Origin of the sequence: Paenibacillus sp. FSL K6-1318, assembly GCF_037976905.1 — a bacterium.
Taxonomy (GTDB): domain Bacteria; phylum Bacillota; class Bacilli; order Paenibacillales; family Paenibacillaceae; genus Paenibacillus; species Paenibacillus amylolyticus_A.
The window spans coordinates 373149-398243 of record NZ_CP150270.1 but is presented as its reverse complement, the minus strand read 5'-3'; the positions used below and the strand labels follow the sequence as shown (position 1 = coordinate 398243).

At 48.5% G+C, this 25095-nt stretch carries 23 protein-coding genes; 11 read left to right on the top strand and 12 right to left on the bottom strand.

The genetic code is table 11. The annotated features are described in order from the left end of the window. Positions 1-22 precede the first annotated feature (22 nt). Both cdaS and NYE45_RS01920 read right to left on the bottom strand, forming a co-directional pair. The gene (cdaS, locus tag NYE45_RS01925) at positions 23-652 is read right to left on the bottom strand and encodes a sporulation-specific diadenylate cyclase CdaS (RefSeq protein WP_340015343.1); all 630 of its coding nucleotides are present in this window, start codon (positions 650-652) and stop codon (positions 23-25) included. 220 nt (positions 653-872) lie between these two features. Beyond that, positions 873-2387, bottom strand: coding sequence for a DUF6359 domain-containing protein (locus NYE45_RS01920; protein WP_340017290.1), 1515 nt, complete (start codon positions 2385-2387; stop codon positions 873-875). Positions 2388-2614: 227 nt separating this feature from the next. Between NYE45_RS01920 and NYE45_RS01915 the strand changes: the two genes are divergently transcribed. The 3 genes from NYE45_RS01915 to NYE45_RS01905 all read left to right on the top strand — a co-directional run bounded on the left by NYE45_RS01915 (position 2615) and on the right by NYE45_RS01905 (position 3896). Beyond that, the gene (locus NYE45_RS01915; RefSeq protein ID WP_152682947.1) at positions 2615-2905 is read left to right on the top strand and encodes a hypothetical protein; all 291 of its coding nucleotides are present in this window, start codon (positions 2615-2617) and stop codon (positions 2903-2905) included. Positions 2906-3058: 153 nt separating this feature from the next. Continuing rightward, the gene (locus NYE45_RS01910) at positions 3059-3214 is read left to right on the top strand and encodes a hypothetical protein (RefSeq protein ID WP_167350941.1); all 156 of its coding nucleotides are present in this window, start codon (positions 3059-3061) and stop codon (positions 3212-3214) included. Positions 3215-3338: 124 nt separating this feature from the next. Then, on the top strand, positions 3339-3896 hold the full coding sequence (locus NYE45_RS01905; protein ID WP_340015342.1) for a GNAT family protein: 558 nt from the start codon (positions 3339-3341) through the stop codon (positions 3894-3896). Between the two features lie 93 nt (positions 3897-3989). Here the strand turns inward: NYE45_RS01905 and NYE45_RS01900 are convergent, their stop codons facing one another. After that, positions 3990-4766, bottom strand: coding sequence for a Crp/Fnr family transcriptional regulator (locus NYE45_RS01900; protein WP_248278147.1), 777 nt, complete (start codon positions 4764-4766; stop codon positions 3990-3992). Between the two features lie 374 nt (positions 4767-5140). Between NYE45_RS01900 and NYE45_RS01895 the strand changes: the two genes are divergently transcribed. The 6 genes from NYE45_RS01895 (at position 5141) to NYE45_RS01870 (ending at position 9353) form a co-directional block, all read left to right on the top strand. Next, positions 5141-5572 (top strand): GAF domain-containing protein, encoded by a 432-nt coding sequence (locus NYE45_RS01895; protein ID WP_340015341.1) that lies wholly within the window; start codon positions 5141-5143, stop codon positions 5570-5572. Between the two features lie 108 nt (positions 5573-5680). Further along, positions 5681-6331 carry a response regulator transcription factor gene (locus NYE45_RS01890; protein ID WP_017691068.1) on the top strand — a complete coding sequence of 217 codons (651 nt, stop codon included), beginning with the start codon at positions 5681-5683 and terminating at the stop codon, positions 6329-6331. After that, positions 6324-7439 (top strand): PAS domain-containing protein, encoded by a 1116-nt coding sequence (locus NYE45_RS01885; protein ID WP_340015340.1) that lies wholly within the window; start codon positions 6324-6326, stop codon positions 7437-7439. Before NYE45_RS01890 ends, NYE45_RS01885 begins: the two co-directional genes overlap by 8 nt. 271 nt (positions 7440-7710) lie before the next feature. Then, on the top strand, positions 7711-8205 hold the full coding sequence (locus NYE45_RS01880; RefSeq protein WP_062837151.1) for an Lrp/AsnC family transcriptional regulator: 495 nt from the start codon (positions 7711-7713) through the stop codon (positions 8203-8205). Between the two features lie 12 nt (positions 8206-8217). After that, on the top strand, positions 8218-8805 hold the full coding sequence (locus tag NYE45_RS01875; protein ID WP_062837150.1) for a chromate transporter: 588 nt from the start codon (positions 8218-8220) through the stop codon (positions 8803-8805). A gap of 2 nt (positions 8806-8807) precedes the next feature. After that, the gene (locus NYE45_RS01870; protein ID WP_017691072.1) at positions 8808-9353 is read left to right on the top strand and encodes a chromate transporter; all 546 of its coding nucleotides are present in this window, start codon (positions 8808-8810) and stop codon (positions 9351-9353) included. Between the two features lie 184 nt (positions 9354-9537). Here NYE45_RS01870 and NYE45_RS01865 read toward each other — a convergent pair whose 3' ends face one another. Next, positions 9538-11910 carry an Ig-like domain-containing protein gene (locus NYE45_RS01865; protein ID WP_340015339.1) on the bottom strand — a complete coding sequence of 791 codons (2373 nt, stop codon included), beginning with the start codon at positions 11908-11910 and terminating at the stop codon, positions 9538-9540. Positions 11911-12122: 212 nt separating this feature from the next. Between NYE45_RS01865 and NYE45_RS01860 the strand changes: the two genes are divergently transcribed. Next, a complete protein-coding gene (locus NYE45_RS01860; RefSeq protein WP_340015338.1) occupies positions 12123-12728 on the top strand; it encodes a methyltransferase domain-containing protein in 606 nt (201 codons plus the stop codon). A gap of 382 nt (positions 12729-13110) precedes the next feature. On the opposite strand, the gene NYE45_RS01855 is transcribed toward NYE45_RS01860, so the two are convergent. From NYE45_RS01855 to NYE45_RS01825, 7 genes are all read right to left on the bottom strand, one after another. Then, entirely contained in the window at positions 13111-14247 is a 1137-nt protein-coding gene (locus NYE45_RS01855; RefSeq protein ID WP_340015337.1) for a glycoside hydrolase family 88 protein, read from the bottom strand. A 104-nt stretch (positions 14248-14351) separates the two neighbouring features. Beyond that, positions 14352-16310, bottom strand: coding sequence for a glycosyl hydrolase (locus tag NYE45_RS01850; protein ID WP_340015336.1), 1959 nt, complete (start codon positions 16308-16310; stop codon positions 14352-14354). Next, positions 16303-18228, bottom strand: coding sequence for a heparinase II/III family protein (locus tag NYE45_RS01845; RefSeq protein ID WP_340015335.1), 1926 nt, complete (start codon positions 18226-18228; stop codon positions 16303-16305). Before NYE45_RS01845 ends, NYE45_RS01850 begins: the two co-directional genes overlap by 8 nt. Before the next feature lie 245 nt (positions 18229-18473). Beyond that, positions 18474-19130 (bottom strand): SGNH/GDSL hydrolase family protein, encoded by a 657-nt coding sequence (locus NYE45_RS01840; protein WP_340015334.1) that lies wholly within the window; start codon positions 19128-19130, stop codon positions 18474-18476. A gap of 114 nt (positions 19131-19244) precedes the next feature. After that, positions 19245-20042, bottom strand: a complete 798-nt coding sequence (locus NYE45_RS01835) for an NAD(P)-dependent oxidoreductase (RefSeq protein WP_340017289.1) — start codon at positions 20040-20042, stop codon at positions 19245-19247. Between the two features lie 110 nt (positions 20043-20152). Further along, on the bottom strand, positions 20153-20482 hold the full coding sequence (locus tag NYE45_RS01830; protein WP_062837141.1) for an AzlD domain-containing protein: 330 nt from the start codon (positions 20480-20482) through the stop codon (positions 20153-20155). After that, a complete protein-coding gene (locus NYE45_RS01825; RefSeq protein ID WP_062837349.1) occupies positions 20473-21147 on the bottom strand; it encodes an AzlC family ABC transporter permease in 675 nt (224 codons plus the stop codon). Before NYE45_RS01825 ends, NYE45_RS01830 begins: the two co-directional genes overlap by 10 nt. A gap of 404 nt (positions 21148-21551) precedes the next feature. Between NYE45_RS01825 and NYE45_RS01820 the strand changes: the two genes are divergently transcribed. Further along, positions 21552-23552: a methyl-accepting chemotaxis protein gene (locus NYE45_RS01820; protein ID WP_340015332.1), complete on the top strand. Its 2001-nt coding sequence runs from the start codon at positions 21552-21554 to the stop codon at positions 23550-23552. A 258-nt stretch (positions 23553-23810) separates the two neighbouring features. Here NYE45_RS01820 and NYE45_RS01815 read toward each other — a convergent pair whose 3' ends face one another. Then, entirely contained in the window at positions 23811-25010 is a 1200-nt protein-coding gene (locus NYE45_RS01815; RefSeq protein ID WP_340015330.1) for a DUF2087 domain-containing protein, read from the bottom strand. Positions 25011-25095: the final 85 nt, after the last annotated feature.

Here is a 25095-nt window from a genome sequence, read left to right as displayed (position 1 = left end):
TCAGAGAAGCACCGGTTCACTTTTAAGAAAGGACCTCGACCACATTGATTGGATGCAAATCGCCATCCACAGCGAATGAGGCCTGCCCCGTCTCTTCAGAAACGACCAGCACAACCGCATCCGTCAATTCGCTTAGTCCCAATGCAGCCCGATGACGGGTGCCGATCTTTCGTTCATGCACTTCTGCCTGCGACAATGGCAACACATTTCCCGCGGATACGATCTGATTGCCACGAATTAGCACAGCCCCGTCATGCAGAGGCGCACCGGGAATGAACAGCGATTCCAGCAACGCATGCGTCACTCTCGCATCCACCGCCACCCCTGAATGGATGATCGACTCCAAGGGAACTTCGCGTTCAATCACAATCAGCGCACCATATCTCCGGTCAGATAGATGCTGTACGCTCGATGTTAATTCGGCAAACTTCTCGGTAAAGGGTGACAGATAACAATCCAGATAAAACGAAGAGGCGAGTACCTCGATCTGCTTGATCTCCGCACGAATCTCTGCAAATTGTCCCAATAGACAGGCACTGTCATTGTCAAACCGGGATAACGTCAGATTCATTCGATCCGCCACACGATGGAGGTCCGCCTTGAGCTTCTGTCTCATCGAAGAACTGTCACAGTCTGCTTGCCGATTCATCATTCGTCGCCTCCTTTTTTGGGTTGGACCTGTTGTACCTCGCACCACATCATTAGTACCCATAACTTCCCCTTCGGAGCAGGTATTTATGCAATGGCAGCAAGGCTGTATGAGCTAATCAAGGTCTTATTGTAACGGGTATAACAAGCAAAAAAAGAGCCTGTCCGCAAACCTTCACGGCCAGGCCCTATTCGCATAATGATTTGATCTTTGCCTATTTCACTTATTGAGCTTTCCCGTATGAACCTGCCTTAAATGTAGTCGGGTCATACCACTTGTATCCTGCTGCGGGTGCAGCCCACGGCTCAAGTTGCGGCTCGGTCGATGCAGCCGGAGCTTCCATCGGAAGCAGGCTTGTTGCCGTATCCAATGTCAGTCCTGGCACTTGCGCAAGACTGGTATAGCTCTCTTTGACTGCGAGCCATTTCACGGTATTCACGAGGAAAGTAGCATCATCCACTTCTTTGAATCCATCATAAGTCTTCTTGGTAGCGCCAGTCTCTTCTCGCAAATATTTCGGAGTAGCGTCTTCCACAGGTGAGGAGTCGCCGATAAATGCAGCTTTGCCCGCACCAATCTTCGCAATGGCGGCATAGGCTCCTTCAGCTCGTCCACCACCATTGTATACGCCCTGATCCACAGCATTGCCCCACTTGGATACACCACTTGGTACGTACACCAAGCCTTTGGCCTTGTTCGGGTCCATAATTGCAATGGTCGATCCGGCATGCATGGCTACAGAATTAACGCCAGCTGTAATGCCGAAGGATTGTGCAGGTGCAACGATATCCGATGCATTCACATCGCCGAGGGCATTGTAGCGGAATCGAACACCAAAGTTCGTCGCCAGCCAATCGGAGCTAATCACACCCTGCATGGCAGGTGATTCAGCTTCAGCCGAGGACATGCCTTTGGCTGGATTCAGGAAGGCACCACGGCGATAACCGTTGAATACTTCGGAAGAATCCCAGCGGTTTTTGTTGCGGTCTGCATTATAGTGATCGGAGATGAAGAAGATACTTCCTCCGTTCTGTACATACTGCACCAGCGCAGCCTGCTCAGTCGCCTTGAACGGCACGTTGGCTTCGCCGATGACGAAGACGTGGTAATCTTTCAATTTATTATAGGTGATGGCTTGCTCACCAAATGTATACGGGATACTGCGTTCCAGCTGATCCACGGCAAAGCCTGCGTTTCGCAAACCATTGGCAAAATCCGAAAATGCCCCGTCGATAATCCAGTCGGCAGCACCTGCTGTCTGGGCGTGGGTATTATCGAACAATACTTTCTTACCGGTACCATCCGGCAGTGTTGTACCTGGGTTCGGATCTGGATCAGGATTGGTTGTTCCGGAGGAAAGCGCGATGGACGTTGGGTTTTTGACTCCTGCATAGCTGTTGTAGGCACCTAAGGTTCCGGTTACGATGATCTTTTTGCCTACAAGACTCGGATTGGAAGCCAGTCCATATTGCGAACGGAAAGATGCGGGAACTTGTACATCCAATAATCTGGCGTTGGTTCGCTCTGACGCTGAATCTGCAATCAGAACATTAAAATCATTGGCATACGGAGATGTAAACTTCGCGGTAAGTGACCCGGTAGCATGTCCAACAATGATCCCTTCAACCGTTGCCGTTCCTCCACCGCTCTGGGCAGCGATGGCCTGAGATACCGTAAGTGGTGCTGCAGCTTGTACCGGACTTTGCGAACCCGGCCCGAGCAATGCGGTTGCCATCATGATAAAGACCAGGAATGCCCCGATCCAGTGCTGCCATAACGCCTTCTTCATATTCCCTTTCTCCTCCTCCAAATTACCTGATAATGGGTTATCCTCCTTTAATTTAATTGTTCATATGATGAATTCCTCTTTCTTTTTGTAAACTTTTTGAAAAAGTTTTGAGGTCGTATCTATTTGCCCATACTGATTATCATGAGGATTCCATTTACCGAAGGAGTAAAACGATAATGAAGTTGGTATTTTTGATACTCTTGTTGATTGTTCCGCTGATTATGGCTTATGTTGCTCTTCGTTCCCGGATGGTTAGACGATTGTTTCATATTGTTGCGCTGCTCTGCTTTTATAGTGCGGCAACGGTCATCGCAGGTGATGTGTATGCGACGAATGCCCATATGACCACATTCACGACCGAGATTCACCATTTCCTGCTGAATGGCTGGTTCCTGTATCCGTCTGCATATCTGGGTGTATATATCCCCTATGTGCTGTGGATGAGCCTTTTTTCAGAAAAAAGTTGAATTCATTACGGACTTGGGATTGCATTTTGCCATCGTTCATTGCATAATGAGTATATAACTGTGATAATGATTATCATTCTTGAACTTGTCTCTATGTACCTGTCTACTGCATATGATTTTACGATTTTATAGATAAAGGGGAACGAACATCGAATGAATACACCTCTGCAAAAGGCTGACCTGCAGCTTGACGATTACTTGGATCTTCTGAACCTGGCAACCAATCTGGGTGATACGAAATGGCAAAAGGAAATTATTCGCAAGCTGGCATATACGTATCCCGCAGTTCAATGTAAACAACCACAATAGTATTCGACATACAACATAGATCTACATCATGGCTCACAACCGATTCATTCGTTGAATCTGTTGTGGGCTATTTTTGTTGTACAATGTACATTAAAGTTATTCAAACGTGAAGGAGTGAACAACGATGCAATTGGAGACCGACAGACTGATTATCCGGGAGATTCGGGAGACCGACTGGGAGAGGATTCATGCCTATACCTCCATGACGGAAGTTACACAGCATACAGCATGGGGTCCAAATACGGAAGAGGATACACGGGCATACGTGCAGTTTGTGTTGGACACACAGCAGGCACATCCAAGAGAGGGCTTTGAACTTGCGATATGTTTAAAAAGTGACCGGACTCTCCTTGGCGGAGTGGGTATTCACGTTATGGAGAAAACCAATGCAGAGATCGGTTACGTCCTCAACCCTGCTTACCAGGGGAAAGGTTATGCCGCCGAAGCAGCCCGTGCTTTACTGGGTTTCGGTTTCAACGAACTTGGCATTCACCGCATTTACGCCAAATGTCGTCCGCACAACACGGCTTCGGAGAACGTTATGAAGAAGATTGGTATGCAGCGTGAAGGTCTAATGCGAGAGCATTGGTTCTACAAAGGTTCCTTTCATGACTCGGTGCTCTATTCGATTCTCGCCAGAGAATATACTAATGAACAATTTCATGGAAACGCAAAAAGCTGACTCCCATATATGGGACGCCAGCTTTTCTTTTCTTTCTTTTTCTCCGTAACGACCCCAATCGCCAATGGAGGTGAATCCTCGGAACAAGCTATGTTACAACCGGCACAGCTCTGCCGGGCAGCTTGGGAATGTCGGACATCCGCACATGCAGCGCAAGGCTGCCAGATCCCGAATCATCAGTTTGCCGTCCATCATATCCAGCGTACCTTGTTCCTTCCATGCCCCCAGCATCCGCGTTACACTCTCCCGGGTAGCTCCAATCATCTCGGCAAGCTCGGTATGGTTCAGCTTCATGTCCAGCACAATACCATCCGGTGTAATCTTCCCATACGAGTTGCTGGCACGGATCAGAGTCGAAGCGAGTGCACCCGCCTTGCCATAGAGCAGCAAATCACGGAATCTCGACTGGGTGATCCGCTGCGACAGTGCCATCCATTGCAAAAATTTCAAGGCAAGGTCGCCATGTTTGCTGAGTATACTTTCCAGATCGCTAAGCGAGATAATGGCCAGTTCCCCTTTTTCCGCCATCTCTGCACTGTAGCTATGATTCAATCCGCCGATGCCGCCGAATTCACCGATGAGATCGCCGCTTTGTTGAATGGATAAAATAATTTCCTTGCCATCCTCCGTCGACTTGGTCATTTTCACTCGTCCCGAACGAATGTAGTACAGATATCCGGCTTCATCGCCTTCGAGAAAGAGACTATACCCCGACTTTACCCGTTTGGGCTGCATTTTCGCTTCAATCAGGTCCCATTGCTCAGGTGTAACGAACGAAAGGATTCCGCCTGTTTCTCGTGTCATTTTGCCCGCCTCCGTTTGTTTCTGCTCTGTTCTTTGGGTTGTTCTTTCTACAAATACTGTACCCATAACCTTCGTCCCCCTCGGTGATTCCTTATGTATCCATCATACCGCGAAAGTATCGTCAGGGTTATCGGGGGATTACCTGATCCTTGAGGAGAAACTCCCTGAATTTGCTGTGAGAAAAGTCACATTTCACCGATATGCCTCATCCTTCGCATTTCTCCAATCCCTTGGTGTACCTGATTTAGGAGTCCTCCACGGCCCAGGTTCAGTAGATTATAGAACGGAAATAGGGGTTTTCCCTGAATTACAATGTACGAGAAAGGGTCTACAATAGAACTAACATCGTAATACCCTTACTTTAAGATGATCCTATCAAAGGTTAATGATATTGATTCTACTTTATGTACGTTATAATCCGAAAAAGGAAGTGTCCTCTCATGCATGATGAACTGCCATCTGGCATTCAGGAGATGATCGACGGCCTGCGCCTGAACACATCCAGCGACTTCTGCGGACTTGCCTGTCTGAACGGGACGATGCTGCGCTGGAAGTATACCTCTGGGGCTAGTAATGAACGGGTGAAACGCATGGAAATGCGCCCCGGACAAGATCTGGTAGGCACAGCTCTTCGAACTGGACGCACAGCCCTATCTGATGCACAATCCACCGGCGAACATACACCCGCTCGCTGCCCGTTAATGCTTGCTGAGCGGCTGGTAAGTGCCATAGCGGTCCCAGTGTTCCAGGAAGGTAGCGTGCCTGGTGCCGTGCTGCTCGTTGGCAGCAGACTGCCTTGCACCTTTTCACCGGACATGGTCCGGCAGACGGAGCAAGTCGCTCTACATCTTCAGCCGAAGGTGTTTGGATAAAAGTTTTAACTAGAGAGTAAGAGAGGCTATTCGGAGATTAAGCTCTGGATGGCTTCTTTTTTTGTTATGATATAGATAGAACTGAGGAAGCGGACAGGGGGAAATGATGTGATTCAACTATTAGTTGTAGACGACCATGTCGTCGTGCGTTCCGGGCTGATCGCCTTACTCGAAGGAAAGAATGATATACATATCGTTGGAGATGCCGCAGATGGCGATGAAGCCATTGCCAAGGCTCAAGAGTTGAAACCAGATGTGGTCTTGATGGATTTCAGCATGCCACCGGGCAAAGACGGTCTGACCGCTACGGCTGAATTGAAGAAATTGATGCCGGATGTCTCCATTTTGATACTAACCATGCATGACGATGAAGAATATCTGTTCCGCGCCATCCACGCGGGAGCATCCGGATATATACTCAAAAGTGCGCCGCATGAAGAATTGCTTGCCGCGATTCGTTCCGTAGCAGAGGGTAGCGCCTATCTGTACCCCAGTGCAACCAAGCGGCTGATGAGTGAATACCTGGACAAAGCCAAACAGGAAAATGCCGGACCGTATGACACGTTATCAGAGCGGGAGAAAGAGATTTTGTCCTGGATTGCCAAAGGCTACGCCAACAAGGAGATCGCCGAACATCTGATCATCAGTGTCAAAACGGTCGAATCCCACAAAAGCAATCTGATGGAGAAACTTGGCCTGCGTACAAGACCGGAACTTGTGAAGTTCGCCATGAAAAAGGGGTTGCTGAACTTTGAGTAGTGCACGCAAGAACAGATTAAGTGGGCTCGCAGACCAGCCTGTTCGCCTCCTGCTGAACGAAATCGACAATCATATTACGGATAACGAATTTCGCAGCAGGTTAAAGGGTTCCCTCCATCAACTGAGTGATCTGAAATTTGCTCTGGATGAGTCCTCTATAGTTGCCCTCACGGACCGCAAAGGCAAAATCCAATATGTGAATGATAAATTCTGTGAAATCTCGCAGTATGAGCGCGAGGAACTGATTGGTAAGGATCATCGAATCATTAATTCCGGATACCATGGCAAAACCTTTATGAAAAACCTGTGGGACACGATATCCTCAGGTAAGGTATGGAACGGGGAAATTCGCAATCGTGCCAGAGACGGCAGTCATTATTGGGTCAACACCACCATCGTGCCTTTCCTCGATAATGACGGTGAGCCCTATCAATACCTGGCTGTACGTAGCGAGGTCACCAAGCTGAAATCCGTCGAAGCCGAATTGCAGAAGATGATGTCCCAGGTCATGAACATTCAGGAAGAAGAGCGACGCCGGATCTCGCGTGAACTGCATGACGGGATTGGACAGAGTCTCTTCTCTCTGGTGATTCAGATGGACCGACTGCTGGCAGACCAGCCTCAACCGGGTGTTGAAGCACTGCGGAAGCAGGTCACGGGCATCATGGAAGATGTACGCGGTATGGCATGGGAACTGAGGCCATCCGTTCTGGATGATCTGGGTGTTGTTCCTGCGATTCGGACGTATATTGAGAACTACACCCGTCACTACGGGATCGAAGTCGATCTGGAATGTAATTTGCGCAAGCGACTGGAGATGAACCGGGAGATTTCCATATACCGGATTATTCAGGAAGCCTTAACGAATGTCGCAAAGTATGCCGATGTTTCCGAGGCACGTGTTACTGTCGAAGATGCTCAGGACATGACGATGGTTATTATTGAAGACCAGGGGGCTGGATTCAGCGAAGCAACCGCTGGCAATGGCGTTGGATTGTTCAGTATGGAAGAGCGTGCCCGTGGTGCAGGAGGAACGTTGAGAGTTTCTTCCGAGCCTGGCGAAGGGACTACCGTTACCCTTTTACTGCCCAAGACAGCACAAGCATAACGAATATGCTTCGCATCGTGCTTTGCGCTTCACTCCAGCTATCTATTATTTAACGGCTGCTCGCTATTGGAACGCGCGAGTGGCCTTTTTATTTTTTTCAATTGGTCAAAATAACAAAATGAAAGATCAAAATCGGTTAAATTCAATAATCATGATAAATAGATTGACTTGAGTTACGATTCGTCATTAAAATATGAATGCCACATACACATTGTATGATTAATATATTTTCATTGTTCATTTTATATAGCGAGAGAAAAGGATGGTCAACATGTCAGAAAAACGCTCCTCCAAGGGAGGAGAAATTCCGCAAATGTACAATCTCGACGAGATGGATCGCAAAATCATCGCTGCGCTTCACAAAAACAGCCGGATTTCCTATACGGATCTGGGTACACAGATCGGGTTGTCACGTGTAGCAGTCCAAGCACGCATTAATGCGTTATCCGAAAAAGGAATCATCGAACGCTTCACCGTTGTGATCAACCCTGGCAAAGTTGGGCTTCAGGTCTCGGCCTTTTTCAATGTCGATGTTGAACCGCCCTTCCTGGATGAAGTGGCAGAGAAACTGGACGAAGAGCCAGCTGTCACCAGCCTCTATCATATGACAGGCCCGAGTACCCTGCACATGCACGGTATTTTTGCGGATATGGAAGAGATGGAGCAGTTCTTGCTGGAGAAGCTCTATAAGATGCCGGGTATCGTCAAAGTGGAATCACAGCTGTTATTAAAACGTTATAAAAGCCGGATGGGCATGAGACTCTAGGAGGAAATCAGCATGGGTTGGAAAGATTACAACGGTCTCGTGATCGGAATGGTACGAACCGGAATTCTCGGATATGGCGGCGGCCCTTCGGTGATCCCGTTGATCCGTTACGAAGCCGTTACGCGTTACAAATGGGTCAGTGATGAGGAGTTCGGCGAGATTTTGGCTATCGCCAACGCCCTGCCGGGTCCCATCGCGACCAAGATGGCCGCCTATCTCGGTTATAAAACCAAAGGTGTACTGGGCGCAATTGTGTCCGTACTCGCTCATATTTTGCCGACAAGCATTGCTATCATTGCTCTGCTCGGTTCCATGTACGCGCTGCGCGAGTCGAAAGTGGTTGCCGGCATGGTAGCCGCCGTGCGGCCAGTCATTTTTGTCATGCTGGGCATGATGGCTTATGAATTCGCCATGAAAGCCTGGAAGGGACTCGGCAAAGCTTTTGCCGCCCTCTTCGGCGTGATTGCCTTTGTACTGCTGCAGCTGCTGGATATCCATCCAGGGATTGTGATCGCGGTTTTCCTTGGATATGGTGTCTTCCATCTGGATCTGGTCCAGCGCTTCAAATCCAAAGGCAAATCCGATAAGGGGGTGTCCTAAGGATGCTCCAGACATGGTGGGAATTATTTTGGGGATTTTTCGTAGCAAACATATTGGGATATGGGGGCGGCCCGGCGTCCATTCCGCTAATGCAGGAAGAGATTGTGAACCATTACCAATGGATGACCACCGAGCAATTCGGTGATGTGCTGGCGATTGGTAACGCCCTTCCCGGTCCGATTGCAACCAAAATTGCTGCATTTGTCGGGTACCACGTGGCAGGCTGGTTTGGGGCATTTATCGCAAGTTTTGCCACAATCGTGCCTTCCGCGACCGCACTAATTATATTACTTCGTCTGTTGAACAAACATCGTACTTCACCGAAAGTCAAAGGTATGACTTTACTCGTGCAGCCTGTTATCGCTGTGCTCATGATTCTGCTCACATGGGAATTCGGTCAGCTATCCACCGATTCCATCGGTATCTGGCAGACGTTGATCATTGCAGGTATCTCGCTCTGGGTCATGACCAAGACCAAGCTGCACCCAGCCATTCTGATCGTGATCGCATTTGCCTATGGTGCGCTGGTACTGTCTCACACGATGTAGTGATAGAACATACAGGGAACGTCATAGAACCACTTGGTTATACATCTGCAATGGGTGTATGCAGGGGTTCTGGACGTTTCTTTTTTTAATAGGTTATATACAAAAAAACGGTGATACCCGCTATTAAGCTGGGCATCACCGTTTAATATATTGCGCGTTTCACGCTCACATTGGAAAAACCAAGTTACTTCGCTTCAACCACTACGGTTACTTTGGTTTTCACACCTGCAAATGTCACCGTAATCGTCGCTTTACCTTTACCGTTCGCCTGAATGATTCCATCTTTCACCGATGCTGTCGCAATACGGGAAGATTTCCAGAGCGCCGGCTTGGATACATTCGCTTCACTGCCATCGGCATACGTTGCAGTAGCCGCTACAGTTACCTTTTCACCAGGTTTCATGGTCAACGTTACTTTATCCGTCTGCAAATATTTCAGTGTATCCACATCTACAGCGATCGTGACAGACTTGCTACCGTATTTTGCAGTAATTTTGGCTTTACCAGAACCTGTAGCTTTGACTTTACCTTTGGTCACTTGAGCTACTTTGTAGCTGTTGGTTTTCCATTCAGCTTTGTCCGTAACATCACGCTCGCTACCGTCGCTCAAGATCGCAGTTACCGTCAGATCAGCAGTATCGCCTGATTTCAGGGACAGAGCCGGCTCGGAAGCTTCAATACGTGAGATGACATCCACTTCGACCTGAATGGTTACTTTTTTGGCGCCGTATTCTGCCGTGATGTTGGCTTTACCACTGCTGTTACCCGTGATCACGCCTTTTTTCACGTCAGCTACACGTGCATTGCTGGATTTCCAAGTTGCTTCGGATGTAACATCCAGGGTATTGCCGTCCTCATCCGTACCTGTTAGAAGGATCGTCTGTGTTTCTTTGGCGGACAGAACAACGAAGTTCACATCTGCTTCCAGTCCACTAGCCATACCTACTTCAACAGGCAGAGTCAGCGTTTTGCCTTCAATCTTCGCTGTGATGGTTACCTTACCTGTAGCAACACCTGTGATAACCCCTTTGCTATCTACTTCTGCGATTTTGTCGCTGCTGCTGCTCCAGGTTGCATCTTCGGATACATCTTTGGATGTTTCACCATACAACGCCAGTACTTTGGCAGAAGTCGTTCCACCAACAGCTACGGATGCTTTTTTCTTATCCATTTCATACTTGTCCGGTACGTCTACATTTACTGTAAATTTAACCGTTTTACCGCCATAAGCTACAGTGATCGTAGCCGTACCGGATTTGTACGCGATCAGATCGCCGTTCGATACATATACAACATCTGCATTGCTTGAAGTCCATGTTGCTTTGGAAGTTACATTCTCCGTACTCGCATCAATATATTCGGCATTGGCTACCAATGTCTTGGACTTGTTATCACCTGTAACACTCATGGCGAGCTTGTCAGTCACATCTTTGATATCCAAATACCTTGCCGTATCTACATCGACAGCAACTTCTACGGTTTTGCCACTGTAGGTTGCTTTAATCGTTGTTGAACCTGCGCTAATAGCTGTAATCTGTCCCTTGAATACCGTTGCAACCTTCTCGTTGCTCGATGTCCATGTTGCCTGATCTGTTACATTCACATCGCTGCTGTTTGGATAAGAAGCCGTTACAACGACATTAGCCGTTTTGGTTGTATCGCTCAAACGGAAGAAAATACTTTGTTTCACCACACTCAGTTTGCTGGTCAGATCTACATCCACGTCAACGGATACGGATTTCGTACCGTATTTGGCTGTGATCTTGGCAGAACCTGCCGAGTATCCTGTAATTTCGCCTTTAAGAACGTCTGCAACCTTCTCATTACTGGATGTCCACTCCGCCAGATCCGTTACATCTTTGGTTGTACCGTCTGGATAAGTAGCCGTCACTTTTACACTTTCACTTTTGTTCAACAACAGGTTAACCTGCTGTTTGTCTACATCTACACGTTTAACCACTTCAACGTTAACATCGACCGTTACGCTCTGGCTGCCAACTTTGGCTGTGATAACTGCCGTACCTGCGCTTTGTCCAGTTACTTTACCATTCACAACGGTAGCAACCTTCTCATCACTGGTAGACCATTCAGCGGTACTTGCCGCTGCATTATTAGTTTCATTGTCACTATAAGTTGCTGTCAAAATAATTTCTTTCGTATCTCCCGTGCGCAAATCCAGACTTTGCACGTTCTTCGAAAGGGCTTTGACCTTCTTCGTCACTTTCACTTGGACGGTTTGACTTTGACCCTGGTAAGCTGCGGTAATCGTCGCTGTACCTTCCTTTTTGGCTGTAATTGCGCCATTATATACAGTTGCTATCGAAGTATCACTGGTACTCCAGGATGAACTGATCGTTACGTTTGCCGACGTATTATCAGAATATACCCCTGTTACCGTAACTGAACTGGAATCACCAACTTCGAGCGACATTTCATTCTTGGAAACCACAATTTTGGACAGTTCTTTGTCTGCCGCAGCGGCCAAGCCTACGTTGGAAATACTCAGCATCAACACCAGCATCATCACCATGTACTTGGTCAATCTTGGCTTTAACATCATTTCCCCCCGATTATCATCATTTTTTTCCTTATGTTTAATGTCGGCAAGTCCTTTCCAGATGTTTAGACTTTCAGGAAATTTTCAGGGAATTCTGTGGAAATTAATTCATTCTTTCTTCATTTTCTAACTAATTCATACCTGCGAATATTGCGCATAACCTATGTATAGTGATTGTCTTGAACTTCATTTCACAGGATCGGGGGAAACATATGCGTCAGCCTTTTGATTACATCGGGTATTGGGAGCAAACATATCGTTCGGGTGAGACTTCTGGGAGGGGTTCGTACGGGGTACTGGCCGAATTCAAAGCCGAGGTCGTGAACGGACTGATCCAGCGGGAGGGTATTCATCGAGTCATTGAGTTTGGATGTGGGGATGGCAACCAGTTGCAATACATGAACTATGAGGATTACCTGGGCGTTGATGTCGCTGCCTCTTCGGTAAAACGTTGTGCTTCCCAGTTTGCCAAGGATACGTCTAAAAGTTTCATGCTGTATACACCAGGTCTGTGGATTAACCGTGGTTTCCTGCAAGCCGATCTGACGGTCTGTTTGGATGTGTTATATCACATTACGGATGAAACAGATTTTCGCAATACCCTCTATGATGTACTGCACTCTTCCACAGCATGGGTGGTGTTATACACGCGATTGAAAGAAGCCGGCAACCCGGAGATCGATACAATCCAGGACCGTAATCTGTTCGATTATCTCTTCGACTATCCTGATTTCAAAGTTCATGAGATTATTCCGCAGCGCTATCCCGATCAATCTTCTGCCGACTTTGTTATCCTGAGACGTACGCCTTCGAAGTGAGACCTGATCCTTTCAATAGAGCATAACAATTGCAAATCTGTTCCCCAGCGGGAACCGTAAGAGTGAGATTTTATATGTTAAATTCGTTCGTTTTCCTTCACTTATGTACATCATCTACCTGTCCGCTTGGCTTGACTCGTCTACTTCAAGATTACCTTTAGTTGTGCTCCGCCTCCAATAGAAGAGATATCCTCCCTAGTATTGGACACAACCTCACGCGGACAGGTGATGATGATTGACTACTGATGCTAATGACTGCTGAATATACAACTGATTTATGGATTGAATCTAATGAACAACTCGCAGGCTAATAACACGAACACGACCCTACTGATCAGTTCTCACCTTCGGTTCATCCTGTGCCTAGTTCTTATCTCTTCTTCTAAAATAACCCCTCACGTCCGCGCAGCTTCGCCAGCGCTTCCATATAGAAATAATCGCCGTATATAATCGGCACATTCAACCCTCGCCCTTCCGGGTAATGCACCGTTCCCTGCATAATCAGACCTTCTTCCGCTGCCGACTCGCCGGAGCTATAGTTCTCATGCAAGCCGCGGACGATACGTTCTCCCGCAGCGGCATAGGTTTCCCCACGTGGCGACAGCTTCGCCAGCTCCAGCAACCCGCTCGCGGCAATCGCCGCAGCGGACGAGTCCCACGCCACCTGATGCTCCGCAGGTGCGCGGAAATCCCACACCGGCACGATCTCTTCGCCAAGCATGGCGAGGAAGAAATCGGCCGCGCGCTCCGCTGACTCCAGATATCGGGCTTCGCCCGTATAACGGAAAGACAGCGCAAACCCGTGCAACGCCCAGGCGGTGCCCCGCGCCCAGGCAGAACCTGGAGCATGGCCCTGTCCGCCATGCTCTCGCAGCTTCTGCCCCGTGTGTGGATCGAACTCCACCACGTGGCAGATGGACCCGTCAGCGCGGATGAATTCGCGCGCCACGGTGTCCGCATGCGCTTCCGCCAGCCAGCGGAAGCGAGGATCGCCGCTCTGCTCGGATGCCCAGTAGAGCAGCGGCAGGTTCATCATGCTGTCAATGATGGCTACGCCGCGCGTATCCATTGCTGACGAGCTGAAGTTCCAGGCGCGGATGAACTCACCGCGCACGTGGAAGCGGGCAGCGAGCAGGTTGGCGGCAAGCATGCCACGCCGCCGTCCATCTTCGCTGCCCGTCTGGCGGTAGTTGGCTACGCCACTAAGCAGCCAGATGAACCCCAGATCGTGATCGACCGATTCGGGATCACGCAGGCAACCTTCCAGTTGCCGCTCACAGCTTTCGGCAATGCGATGTAGCGGAGCGACCGCTTCACTTTCTGGAGCATCCCCATAGACCAGCCATAACAATCCAGGCCAGAAACCTGCTGTCCACCATTCCGGATCATTCCGGTCATACGTCCCCTGCGGGGCAATGTGTGGAAATGTATCCTTGATCCGCTTTGCATTCCGAATCGTTTTGGCAGCCCCCTGTTGCCACGCTTCCTCGAGCCATTTTACCGACGTTGATGTGTTCATGAACATATCCCTCCTCGATTCAATACCAGACATCTATGCTTGATGCTCCAGCTCATCCTCAACTTATCTATAGCGTCGTATGCCGTAACTGCAATATCTATCAGTTAATTATCACTAACCTCGCCCAATCGGATCGTAAATGACAGACTACGTGCTCCGTTCACTTCAATTCGTGCTTCCTTCAGCAACCCATTACGGGAAGCCACAGCCTGCTCTTCCAGATGAATTATGGCTTCCTGATCCAGCGCTGTAGATTCTACATAGGCCCCTCGATACTCCGTTCGTACGCTAAGATCTGTTTGAGTAATCACCGCCTGTTCACGACCATCATGGAACATCATCGGAATGAGTGCACCTGCCGCCGCAATCTCACCATCGAATTCATACGTTATGGTCAGCACATCCGCCTGTTGCACATAATGGGTACGCAATGTTTCAATTCCGGGGAATGGACCAACCCATGTCACGGCAAAAGCATTCTCCAAAGCATTCACGTCATCTTCTGCCGCTCTTTCCGCCAGATGCTGCTCCACTTGGTTCCACGAATCATAGTCCACCTTCTCATACACAATGGAACCACCTCCCTGAGCAGGGTCTAATCCAACGTCACGATCATATGCACCACCGGATGGAATCCCCTCTGCAAGACTGTGCCATACCCCATCTGGAGTCTTCCAGGCAGGACAGTAGCTGAGCGGACGGACCTCCCCTTCGGCAAATTCCGTGAATCCGGCCTGCACATGGCTGGCGGCGGACGGACCAATCAGACCAGGTAACCCCATCTGTTGAATCCGTACCAAACCAGGGATCGTATACGGATCATTCATCGCCGTGTGTAATACCAGCTGCTGACCAGGTATGGAAGCAATCACGGTTTCGAACCACCCATCCGTCTGCAAAACTCGGCTGCCCACCTCGGAAGGAAGGTACACTTCGCCCACATCCTCTCCCGGATCACTGAGACAAGCGTGGGCCAGCGCTGCTGCCGTCCACAGGTTGTAACAGGTATGATTGGTATAGATCTCATACCCGTGGCGATCTTCTGGCGCGTATTCATTGCGTACAATTTTCAGGCGCCCATCATCCATTTTCCAGCGCTCTACAGCAGCAAAACATCGATTAGCCGCACGTGCAAAAGCACCCGCCATCACCCGATCTCCCGCCTGCAAAGCTAGTTTTGCATGTGTGGAGCATACATAAGCCGCGGCTGCTTCGTTCCACTGGTGCTGGGAGCTGCGACCACGCGGTGGAATCTCACCTAGCGGTGAGAGCGTCAGTAGCGAGCTGAACGCACCATGTCGCAGCTGCTCACGTAACGTATCGGCAGTAGCTCCCTCGTAACCAGCTTCAAGCATCACCCCAAGGTGATACCGGGTGGCAATATCATAGGAAAACGGACAATTCGGTCGGTCCAGCGGTCCATCCTGATATAACCCAAGGGCCGTAAATCGGGGCACATGATAGGCTTCCAGATAACGATCCATCCACGTCGTATCCTCACTTGCCAGCTGTTCACGCCATCGCAGGTATTCACCAGAGATCATAATGGCGTTCCAGTTGATCATGCGGTTGGGAGTGTTCATCTTGCTCATCGTAAATACATAATCTTGTTCAGGACTGATCGTCTTGAGTGCTTCAGCCCAGATCTCCGCTTGTTTAGGCAGATGTGATTTCAACAACATATAAGCTCTCATCACAAGCACCGGAAAAAAATCGGGGTGATTGTCTGGTGCGCTACCTTTGACCACGGCATCAATGCTCTGTGACAGGGCTGCCGCTGCGGATTGAAGCAAATCTGTACGCCCTGCATCAACCAGAACTGCCGCAGCCATCGCATAGGCCGGTGTAGAATAATACCTCTCCACACCCGAGAACGGGTCGATAATTGCACCCTGGCTGTCCTGATAAGGTGTGTAAGCGCGAACAACACTCTCAACAAGTGCCAGCTTTCGATCCCTATTCCAGCCGTCTGCCGGAGCGGGACCCGCTTGTTCTGCCAATGTACGGTAACGTTCGAGTTCATCTTTCCATGGATACGTGGACGCGGATGTATATTTACTCACGCATGCTCACCTCGGTTTCTCCCATTTTCGGTTCAATAATGAAGCGTACCTCACATACCGTTTCAAGCGGATTAGGACTCCCTATCCGAACATCCGTCTCATTAATCACACCTGTCCATGATAGTGACGTCCGATAGAATGTGACTGGAACATTGTCATGATCATCTGTGTCTATTGCCTCCGTAAGGAATTGCCACTGGTTCGCATCATACGTCATATGGACCGTTCCATGTGTACCTTGCCAGCGAAGGTCACCGCTCTTCACCACTTCAGGCTGTACTCTGCTCATCCATCGCTCTACAACGCTTGAACATCCTGCATCTGAATCGTCCACCGAAGAGTAGGATTCAGCCGGAGACACCATCCTGCTTTTCCATTGAAAACGGTCAATCAGACGCAATTCTGCTCTAGCTTTGCTACCGTCAGGAGATATTCCCCAATGAAATTGGCGCGTATAACGAGCCAGAGAAGCAGCCCCAGAGTACGCGGATGTCAGATCCAAAGTAGTATCCAGCTCACCGCCACCCTCTGCCAGCTTTGTCTCTAACACATGGGCTTGCGCTTGCCGACCCGAGCTTTGCTCTTGGCCTTCAATGAGCGGAACGCTATGACCGGATGACGAGATGTGGAACAGTTGCTCTCTGCCTGGTGCAAAATACGCTTGAGTATACAACCCTGCTCCTGGATCACACAGAATATTCTCACCACCGCAATGGATAATGAACTGCCCCAGATCATTATGGTTGTGAGGTTCATCGTTATGTCCGCCTTTAACGGAAATAGCCACATGAAGGGGATCGCCGTTCGTACGTTTTGTATCCGGAGAATCGAGCGCCCCTTTTGCAATCATCCAGCCCAGGTTTTGAAAAATAAATCCACGTTCAGCCAGTCCAAAGGCTCCTTCATCACCATACACTGCCGGATCGCTCCACATCACGTTGCGCAACAGATGTGCCCAGCGATGACAGGGATCATCGGTCAGCAGTGGAATATGAAGTGGCAGATCCACCTGCAACCCGATCCGGGATGCCAGTAAGGAAATTAATCCGGAAGGGATCTCTTCCTGCTCGGTACTGTCCGAATAATTCACATATGTGCCGCCCGACAGATGAACTCGCAGCGGGAAGGCTGCGATGGCTGCTATTTTTGAACCCGTCAGCAGATTTAGTTCACCCTCACTATATTCACGAAGCATCTCGGCATAATAGGTGAAATAACCAAATCCATATACCCAATATCCAATGCCTTCGGCACAGCCGCCATCCTCGCCATAACCGCTCAGGAATGCGTTCATACAGCTGATCGTATGGGAGATCGATTCCTGTAGTGTAATCTCATCCTTGAGCAGCAACAATGCGGCCATGCCACAGCACCCACCACAGACAGCAGACCAGTTGTGATCCGCTGTCTGCCAGTGGAACTTCCGTTGCTCCCGGTAAAGCGGGGTGAAAATTCGCCGCTCTGCTTCAGATCTGATCCGCTCTATGACAAGGCGGTCCAGCCGCTCGGCGTGAATGGACACAATCTCGGCCAGCATATGTACCGTCTCTGCGGCGAACAGATCGATGTTCCCATTGACCTGGTTGATTTCACCTGTACCCAGATGCGCGGGCAAACACCACGTATACTCACCACACACGTCCCACAACATTTCTTCCAGCGCTTGCAGTGCATCCGGCCTAATCGTGTCCAAAGCGAGCATCGCCACAGCAGCCAACCGGCCCCTCCGATCGAAATAAGCCTCTTCATAGGCTTTCCGCTCACCCATATCACTGAACTGGCGATATAGACGGAACGTTAAGGAAGGCATGGGTTCAATCAAAGCGCGTTCACCATATGACTTCAAGTCCGTGCATAGCGTAGCCAATTCAGGTCGGGATAACTTCTCTCGAAGTCTGCTGGCACTTAGGGAACTCACTGCTTTGTTCTCGTTTCCACGCTTGTTTATGTTTTCATTTTCGACTTCGTGAATGGAATCTACCACTGGATTCACCACTCTTCGTTAATGGATTGTCATACAAACATTATAATGTAATCGATTTCATTTTACCGGATATGATAGCATTTTTGAAGAATTATCCATTGAACCCTTTCCACAACCTGAAATCCTTCTCCTTCCTAAACTAAAAAAACGAAGAACCTTCGTCAGGTCCTCCGTTTTGGTTACACAATCGCAAGTGGAGATTTTTGCACAACAGACAACCATTGGCGTGCAATCAGCTCATGGCCTGCTGCAGTTGGATGTACGCCATCCCACAACCAGTAGGCTGCATCCGCCTGCTTCAGAGCATCATTGAACGTTTGCTGCAATGGCACCCACACCGCTCCGAATTCTTCAGCAAGACTTTGGGCCAGTTTCTGATATTGACCGATATACTCTTCCCAGGCTTCCCATTTCTCCACAGTCGCTCCGGTTTTCAGAATAAATGGCTCCAGCAAAACCAGTCCCGTATCGGGCATCACTTCCCGTGTTTCTTCGAGCAAATGGCGATACGCTCGTCCAAAACGATCCGTAATCCCGCTAGGTTCACCATTCATCGTGCGCCAGGCATCATTAACCCCAATGAGGATGCTAATCAGATCCGGTTTCAGACTAATCGTATCCTCATTCCAGCGTGCATACAGATCGGATGCCCGATCCCCGCTGATGCCTCTGTTATAGAACGTCTTTTGCTTGCCCGCCAGTTCCATACCCAGTTTGCTGGAGATTAGATACGCATACCCGTGGCCGAGAAAATGATTCGGATCATCATTGCGTGATCTTCCCCCATCTGTAATCGAGTCTCCTTGAAACAATATAACGGATGGACTTGTACTCATGATTGAAATCGTTCCTTCCTCTTGTGCAAAATGAAAACACTGAACACCTCAGTCTCCATTTTATCCCTTTCGACCACAATTGAAAATAGCGTTTTCATAATTGGATATCGCCAGCTATGAATCTTTTGGTTCTTTTTCCACATGGCCTCCGCCCTGATAGGTTGTCTCGTCCTGTTTATTCGGTACTCCCCTAAGCTTAGCCTCTTCCCATAGCTCGGCTGCATCATCCTGTGGACGGTATCCAATCTTTTGCGCCAAGTATCCAATATCATAATAGTTATCTGTATTCGCTGAAGTCCCGTACAGATTCAAATACTTCATATCCGAATCCGCCTCAATACAACACTCGGCGAGCTGGACCATGTCTCTTGGCGAGATCCAGATGTGAGCCGAGCGTTCCGAGTGCGGGTATGTATCACCTGAGAAGTTTCCAATCCGAATGTTGAATGAGGACATATCATATTTGTCGACGTAATAACGTCCCAGCAGTTCAATATAACATTTGCTAAGTCCATAGAAACTGTCCGGTCTATACGGATCATCTACTTCAATATCCTCACCCGTAGGATAAAAGCCTGTCGCATGGTTGGAACTTGCGAAGATCACCCGCTGAACACGGTTCAACCGTGCTGCTTCATATACATGGTACGCTCCGGTTACGTTGATCGGCAGAACTTTGCCCAGAAAATCTTCCTCATCCTTGGCCCATGCAATGTGCAGAACGGTGTGGACCCCCTTCATCAGTTCTTTCAGGCGATCCCCGTCTGTCACATCCATTGCTACAATGCCAGCATCCTCATCTTCATGCAGATCCGCTGCAACGATGTCATACGCACCCTTGGTTCTCAGCCCCTCCAGCAGACTGCGACCAATGACTCCGGCAGCTCCCGTAATTAACAGCTTGCGCCTCAGTTCACTCATGAATCCAGCTCCCTTCGCTCAGATAGGTTATCTGTCCTTTAATAGACATTATTAACCGATCAGGCGAAAGAATTACCGGATATTACAATACAACCTAGCAACTATCCGATCCAATATCGCAAAATCATCATAGCCACAATACCGACCAATACGGTTCCGAGCAGACTGCGTGTCCAGATAGCAACTGCAATCGTAGGCAGGGATGCCCACAGAGCTGCATTGTGCGTAATTGGCACCAACTGGTTGTCCGACATGAACAGTTCCTGACCAATCAGCGCTGCCATGACTGCTACGGGTACATACTCCAGCCAGCGCAACAGCCACATTGGAATCTGTATCTTGCTGAACAGCATCAGTGGCAGTACACGCGGAATAAATGTTAACAGTGCCGAGCCCATAATAATCCAAAATACATCCCATCTTACTTCCATCGTTCCATGAACACTCCCATCGTTGCCGCAATGACCGCAGCCACAATGACACTCATGCTGCCAAGTGAAGCCATGCTGGCGAAGATTACACAGACAACGGCGATAATAGCCACATTAATGTGTATTTTTTTGTTTTTACGATGCACCAACTGGAGTACGACCAGTCCAATAAACATCGCTGGCAGGGCATAATCCAGACCCAGTCGTTCTGGGTTGGTGATCCAGCGTCCAAAGTATGCTCCCGCCATATTAGCCACGAACCAGTTCAGGTATGCGGTAATATTCAGACCGTGCATCCAGCGTTCACTGAGCCTTTCTCTGCCAATGGCACGCGTCATCGCCACACCGAAAGACTCATCCGTAAGCAGTGAACCAATCCACATATTTTTAAGCGGGGTCAGATGACGAAAATAAGGTGATACAGCTGCACTGAGTAGCAAATGACGTAGATTTACGAAAAATATGGTGAACATGATGGCTACTGCTGATCCATTCGATGCGAGCATGCCTGCTGCAATGAACTGAGCCGATCCTGCATATAAAATCAGGCTAAGCAGAGCCGTTTCCGCCAGACTCAGACCTGCTGTCATTTCAATGACACCCGCAGCAAAGCCAATACTCAAATAGCCAAGCAGCGTTGGGATACAATCTTTGACCCCCTGCATGAATGTAGCCTGATCCTGGACCTCTTCTGTGTTCTCCTGTCCAGATATCTGTAATGTACTTTGGTCCAACTCCGGTACAACCCCTCTCCAATTTTGGTCTCCATAAACCGATATATATCGATGTATATCCATTCAGGTTCATTTTTCATGTCACATTAATTCAGAAATATACCACAAGATGTGCACTAAGGGAGAGACAGATTACTTTTTACAGAACAGATGTAATCCTAAATACCTAATAAATCCGAAAAAATTTTCGTAAAACTCATAAATCATGTTGAATAAACTCGAATTTTGTCATACGATAGCACCAGAAACATCTGGAAAGGATGGAATGAACTATCTTTTACCAGATTGACTTGTCCACCAGACATAGGGATGGGTTACACAGAGGGGGAATGTGTATGAAGAAGATTCGTAAACAAGGGGCCAAAAGAACGCTGCAGATGAGAGAAAAACTGATTTTGTCATTTGCCATCGTACTACTCATTCCAACAATAAGTCTGGGCATTATCTCGTTCCAAACAGCCGATGCCAAGGTTGAAGAGAAAATGTATGAGAACGCAATCAGCAGTGTTACCGTACTTAACCAGACCATTGACCAGATCATTGGTGCAACACGCAAAAATGTTGATTTCCTGGCAAGTCAGCTGGATGCAGGCAATGTCGGACCCAACCAGGGTGACGAAACAGAGACCATCCGTACCTTGCTCGACGCGTATAAGGAAACCCATGATGACGTAGAACTCGCCTCCATCGGTACTGATCAGGGTGTGTATATTAACTCCCCTGTAACTGCAGTGAACAAAGAGGGATACGACCCGCGCGAACGCCCGTGGTATCAGGCTGCTACACAGAACAAAGATGTCCCTACCGTAATTACACCCTACATATCAAGCAATACCGGTAATGTTGTTGCTTCGGTAGCCCAGACCTCAGCGGATGGCCATGGTGTTGTCTCTGTCAGCCTGTCGCTTGAAGCCCTCTCCAAGACGGTTAATTCCACCAAGATTGGCGAGAAGGGTTATGTCTATATCATCGATAATGCCAACAAAATCATTGTACATCCTACCGAAAAACCGGGAACTGAAGGAACCATGGAACCCTATAAAGATATTTTTGCACAGAAGAACGGAAGTCTGACTTATACACTAAACGGAAACCAGGAACATGCCTTTTTCGCCACCAATGAAACGACGGGCTGGACCGTGGTCGGTGTGATTGACAGTGGTGAAGTGACAGCGTCTGTCCGGCCGATCCTCTATACCACGCTTGTCGTTGTAGCGATTGCAATTGCTGTAAGCTCCATCATCATTTTCTGGATTGTGCAGTCAATCACCAAACCGCTGAACCGCTTGGTGAAGGCATCTGACGAAATTAGTGGTGGTAATCTGACCATCGAGGTTGCTGTATTGGGGCAGGATGAATTCGGCAAGCTGAGTACCAGCTTCAATAAAATGAGCGAATCCTTGCGAACCGTCATTCAGGACGTGCGACACACGGCTGACGAGTTAACTGCTTCTTCAACACAATTGGCAGTCAACTCATCGGAGACAACCAAAGCAACAGAGCAAGTTGCCTTGATCACGGAAGAATCCGCAGCTGGACTTGAGAAACAAGCAAGTAACCTCAAGCATACGGCACAGCAGATGAATGAGCTGGCTGGAGGAGTGGGGCAAGTAACGCACAGTACTCAGCAAGTATCTGAAGCTGCCATGCAAGCAAGTGAACTCGCGGATAAAGGAAATGCTACCATGCAGACGGCCGTATCCGAGATGGATTCCGTCAGTCGCTTTGTGCAAGGTATGGCAGATACTGCTGGAAGACTTGAACAGCATTCCACATCCATTGGCGAGATGGTATCTGTTATTACAGACATCGCTGCACAGACCAATCTGCTTGCACTGAATGCTTCGATTGAAGCAGCACGTGCAGGTGAGCATGGACGCGGTTTCTCCGTTGTTGCCAGCGAAGTCCGCAAGCTCGCTGAACAATCCAGCCTGTCCGGCCAGAAGATTGTAGAGATGGTCGGAGCGATTCAACAGGAGATTTCAATGGCCAATCACAATGTACAGATCGGGCAACAGGATGTAAGCAACGGCATTCGCGCCGTTCAGTTTGCAGATGAAGCTTTTGCCCAGATTAGCCAGGCTGTGGGTGTCGTCAATCATCAGCTTGAGAACATTGCAGCAGCCTCACAACAGATGTCTGCAAGTACAGCCGAAGTGGTGCAGTCCATTGATCAGATCCACACCATATCCGAAACCAATGCGGATGGAACAGAGAACATCTCTGCAGCTACGGAGGAGCAGGTTGCTTCCATGCAGGAGATATCATCCTCTGCTGACTCGCTCGCACATCTGGCTCATAAGCTGCAGAAGCTGGTGGAACAATTCAAGCTGTAATCGTTAAACTAAAGATTGTTTACATTAACACTACGATGACAGAATAACCTTCCAATCGCTGTTATCCCCAGATTTTTCGACTCCCTTTTCCAAAGGGGAAAATCCGGGGATAGCGTATGCTTCCGATGTAGCTTTCTTTCAGAAAGCTTGCAGGCGAAGTTTAGTGGTCTGTAACACCCAAAGCCCCCTTGCCATCATATTGGCAAAGGGGCTTTAGTTTATAAAAGGTCAGGTATTTTAGAGAGGAAAATGTCCTACTTAATCAGCAGATTGCTTTTTATCTCCGTGATATCCTTGATCTCCATAAGGCTCTAACTGTTCAAACCAGCGGTTCAGACATTTAGCCAACGCATCTTTGGGATCGTAATACGGGTTATCGTCTTGCTTCAATGTCTCCAACACCTCGATCACAAACGCATTCTCTCCATATTCATTCCATTCAGCTTGCAATCTTCGATTCAGATGGCTACCCATCTGTAGCATAAACCGTTGTCCATTAATGGTTTTTAAGTTAAGTGTACTGTCGATATAAACTTTGCCGTTACGTTCATTCCGAATCTGGTAGATGCCCGCTTCCGTTTTAACTTCCTTGGCCTGCTCCTGCAATTCTTTACGACGATTCATGTTCTCCTGCTCCCCCTTTTCTTTTATAAGACCCTGTGTGCTATCTTCGGCGCTCTGTTGATCTGTACGGCTCTCAAGCCAATACTGACTGCCATCTGGCTCACGTTCCAGCAAGCCATAGTCGATGAGATACCTCCGTATTTCCACGTAATCTTCATAGACTTCCTTCAGTAGGTCATTGACCTGTTTCTCGGAATATTTGCGCTCTGTATCGAATCGTTTGGCTATCTCAGTGAGCACGATATATTTATGCTTTTGCTGCATATGAAACGTCTTTAGTGGACCACCGGTACCCTCTGGAAAATACTTGTTCAGCACCTTCTCCCGATCCTGTTCTGTAATATCAAATGAGTCACGATGGATCGTATGTCCATGTCTTGTCACAGGCGATACCCATTCAGCTGGAGCCTGGGTAGCCTTACTCTTGAGAAGCTCCATTAATGCCAGGAATATCTTGGCCTGCCTCTCCTTCTCCTTCAATACAAACCGATGATTCCGGATTGTGGAAGCACTCCCGATGCCAAGGGCCTTCTGTACTTCAGCATCCTTCTTGCCTTCATAGAATTGGGCCAGCAAGCCCCGTTGCACATCAGACAATCCGGTTACGCTTTTATCCAACTCCAGCAAATACTCAAATACCGATCCATGAGCTTTCTCGATATGAACACGCATATAGCGGGCAGCCTCATAGAGCACCCCTTCTTCAGGGTAAATAATCCCCGCTTCCGTTCTGTATCCGCAGCAGACGCATATATAGGCGGGACCTTCCTCCATATAACCACGTTTGATCTCTTCCAACGAAGCGGTTTGTAACCAGGATTCCGAGGATTTCATGTAAAAGCTCCTTTTTTTATTGATATGGTCATTTTAATCGTATATCCATCAACTTATCTTTATTATTGTTTGTTTATTTATAGAC

Coding starts and splice junctions, on each gene's coding strand:
- cdaS (WP_340015343.1), bottom strand. CDS start 652: ATGATGAATCGGCAAGCAGACTGTGACAGTTCTTCGATGAGACAGAAG.
- NYE45_RS01920 (WP_340017290.1), bottom strand. CDS start 2,387: ATGATGGCAACCGCATTGCTCGGGCCGGGTTCGCAAAGTCCGGTACAA.
- NYE45_RS01915 (WP_152682947.1), top strand. CDS start 2,615: ATGAAGTTGGTATTTTTGATACTCTTGTTGATTGTTCCGCTGATTATG.
- NYE45_RS01910 (WP_167350941.1), top strand. CDS start 3,059: ATGAATACACCTCTGCAAAAGGCTGACCTGCAGCTTGACGATTACTTG.
- NYE45_RS01905 (WP_340015342.1), top strand. CDS start 3,339: ATGCAATTGGAGACCGACAGACTGATTATCCGGGAGATTCGGGAGACC.
- NYE45_RS01900 (WP_248278147.1), bottom strand. CDS start 4,766: ATGGGTACAGTATTTGTAGAAAGAACAACCCAAAGAACAGAGCAGAAA.
- NYE45_RS01895 (WP_340015341.1), top strand. CDS start 5,141: ATGCATGATGAACTGCCATCTGGCATTCAGGAGATGATCGACGGCCTG.
- NYE45_RS01880 (WP_062837151.1), top strand. CDS start 7,711: ATGTCAGAAAAACGCTCCTCCAAGGGAGGAGAAATTCCGCAAATGTAC.
- NYE45_RS01875 (WP_062837150.1), top strand. CDS start 8,218: ATGGGTTGGAAAGATTACAACGGTCTCGTGATCGGAATGGTACGAACC.
- NYE45_RS01870 (WP_017691072.1), top strand. CDS start 8,808: ATGCTCCAGACATGGTGGGAATTATTTTGGGGATTTTTCGTAGCAAAC.
- NYE45_RS01865 (WP_340015339.1), bottom strand. CDS start 11,910: ATGTTAAAGCCAAGATTGACCAAGTACATGGTGATGATGCTGGTGTTG.
- NYE45_RS01860 (WP_340015338.1), top strand. CDS start 12,123: ATGCGTCAGCCTTTTGATTACATCGGGTATTGGGAGCAAACATATCGT.
- NYE45_RS01855 (WP_340015337.1), bottom strand. CDS start 14,247: ATGAACACATCAACGTCGGTAAAATGGCTCGAGGAAGCGTGGCAACAG.
- NYE45_RS01840 (WP_340015334.1), bottom strand. CDS start 19,130: ATGAGTACAAGTCCATCCGTTATATTGTTTCAAGGAGACTCGATTACA.
- NYE45_RS01830 (WP_062837141.1), bottom strand. CDS start 20,482: ATGGAAGTAAGATGGGATGTATTTTGGATTATTATGGGCTCGGCACTG.
- NYE45_RS01825 (WP_062837349.1), bottom strand. CDS start 21,147: ATGCAGGGGGTCAAAGATTGTATCCCAACGCTGCTTGGCTATTTGAGT.
- NYE45_RS01820 (WP_340015332.1), top strand. CDS start 21,552: ATGAAGAAGATTCGTAAACAAGGGGCCAAAAGAACGCTGCAGATGAGA.
- NYE45_RS01815 (WP_340015330.1), bottom strand. CDS start 25,010: ATGAAATCCTCGGAATCCTGGTTACAAACCGCTTCGTTGGAAGAGATC.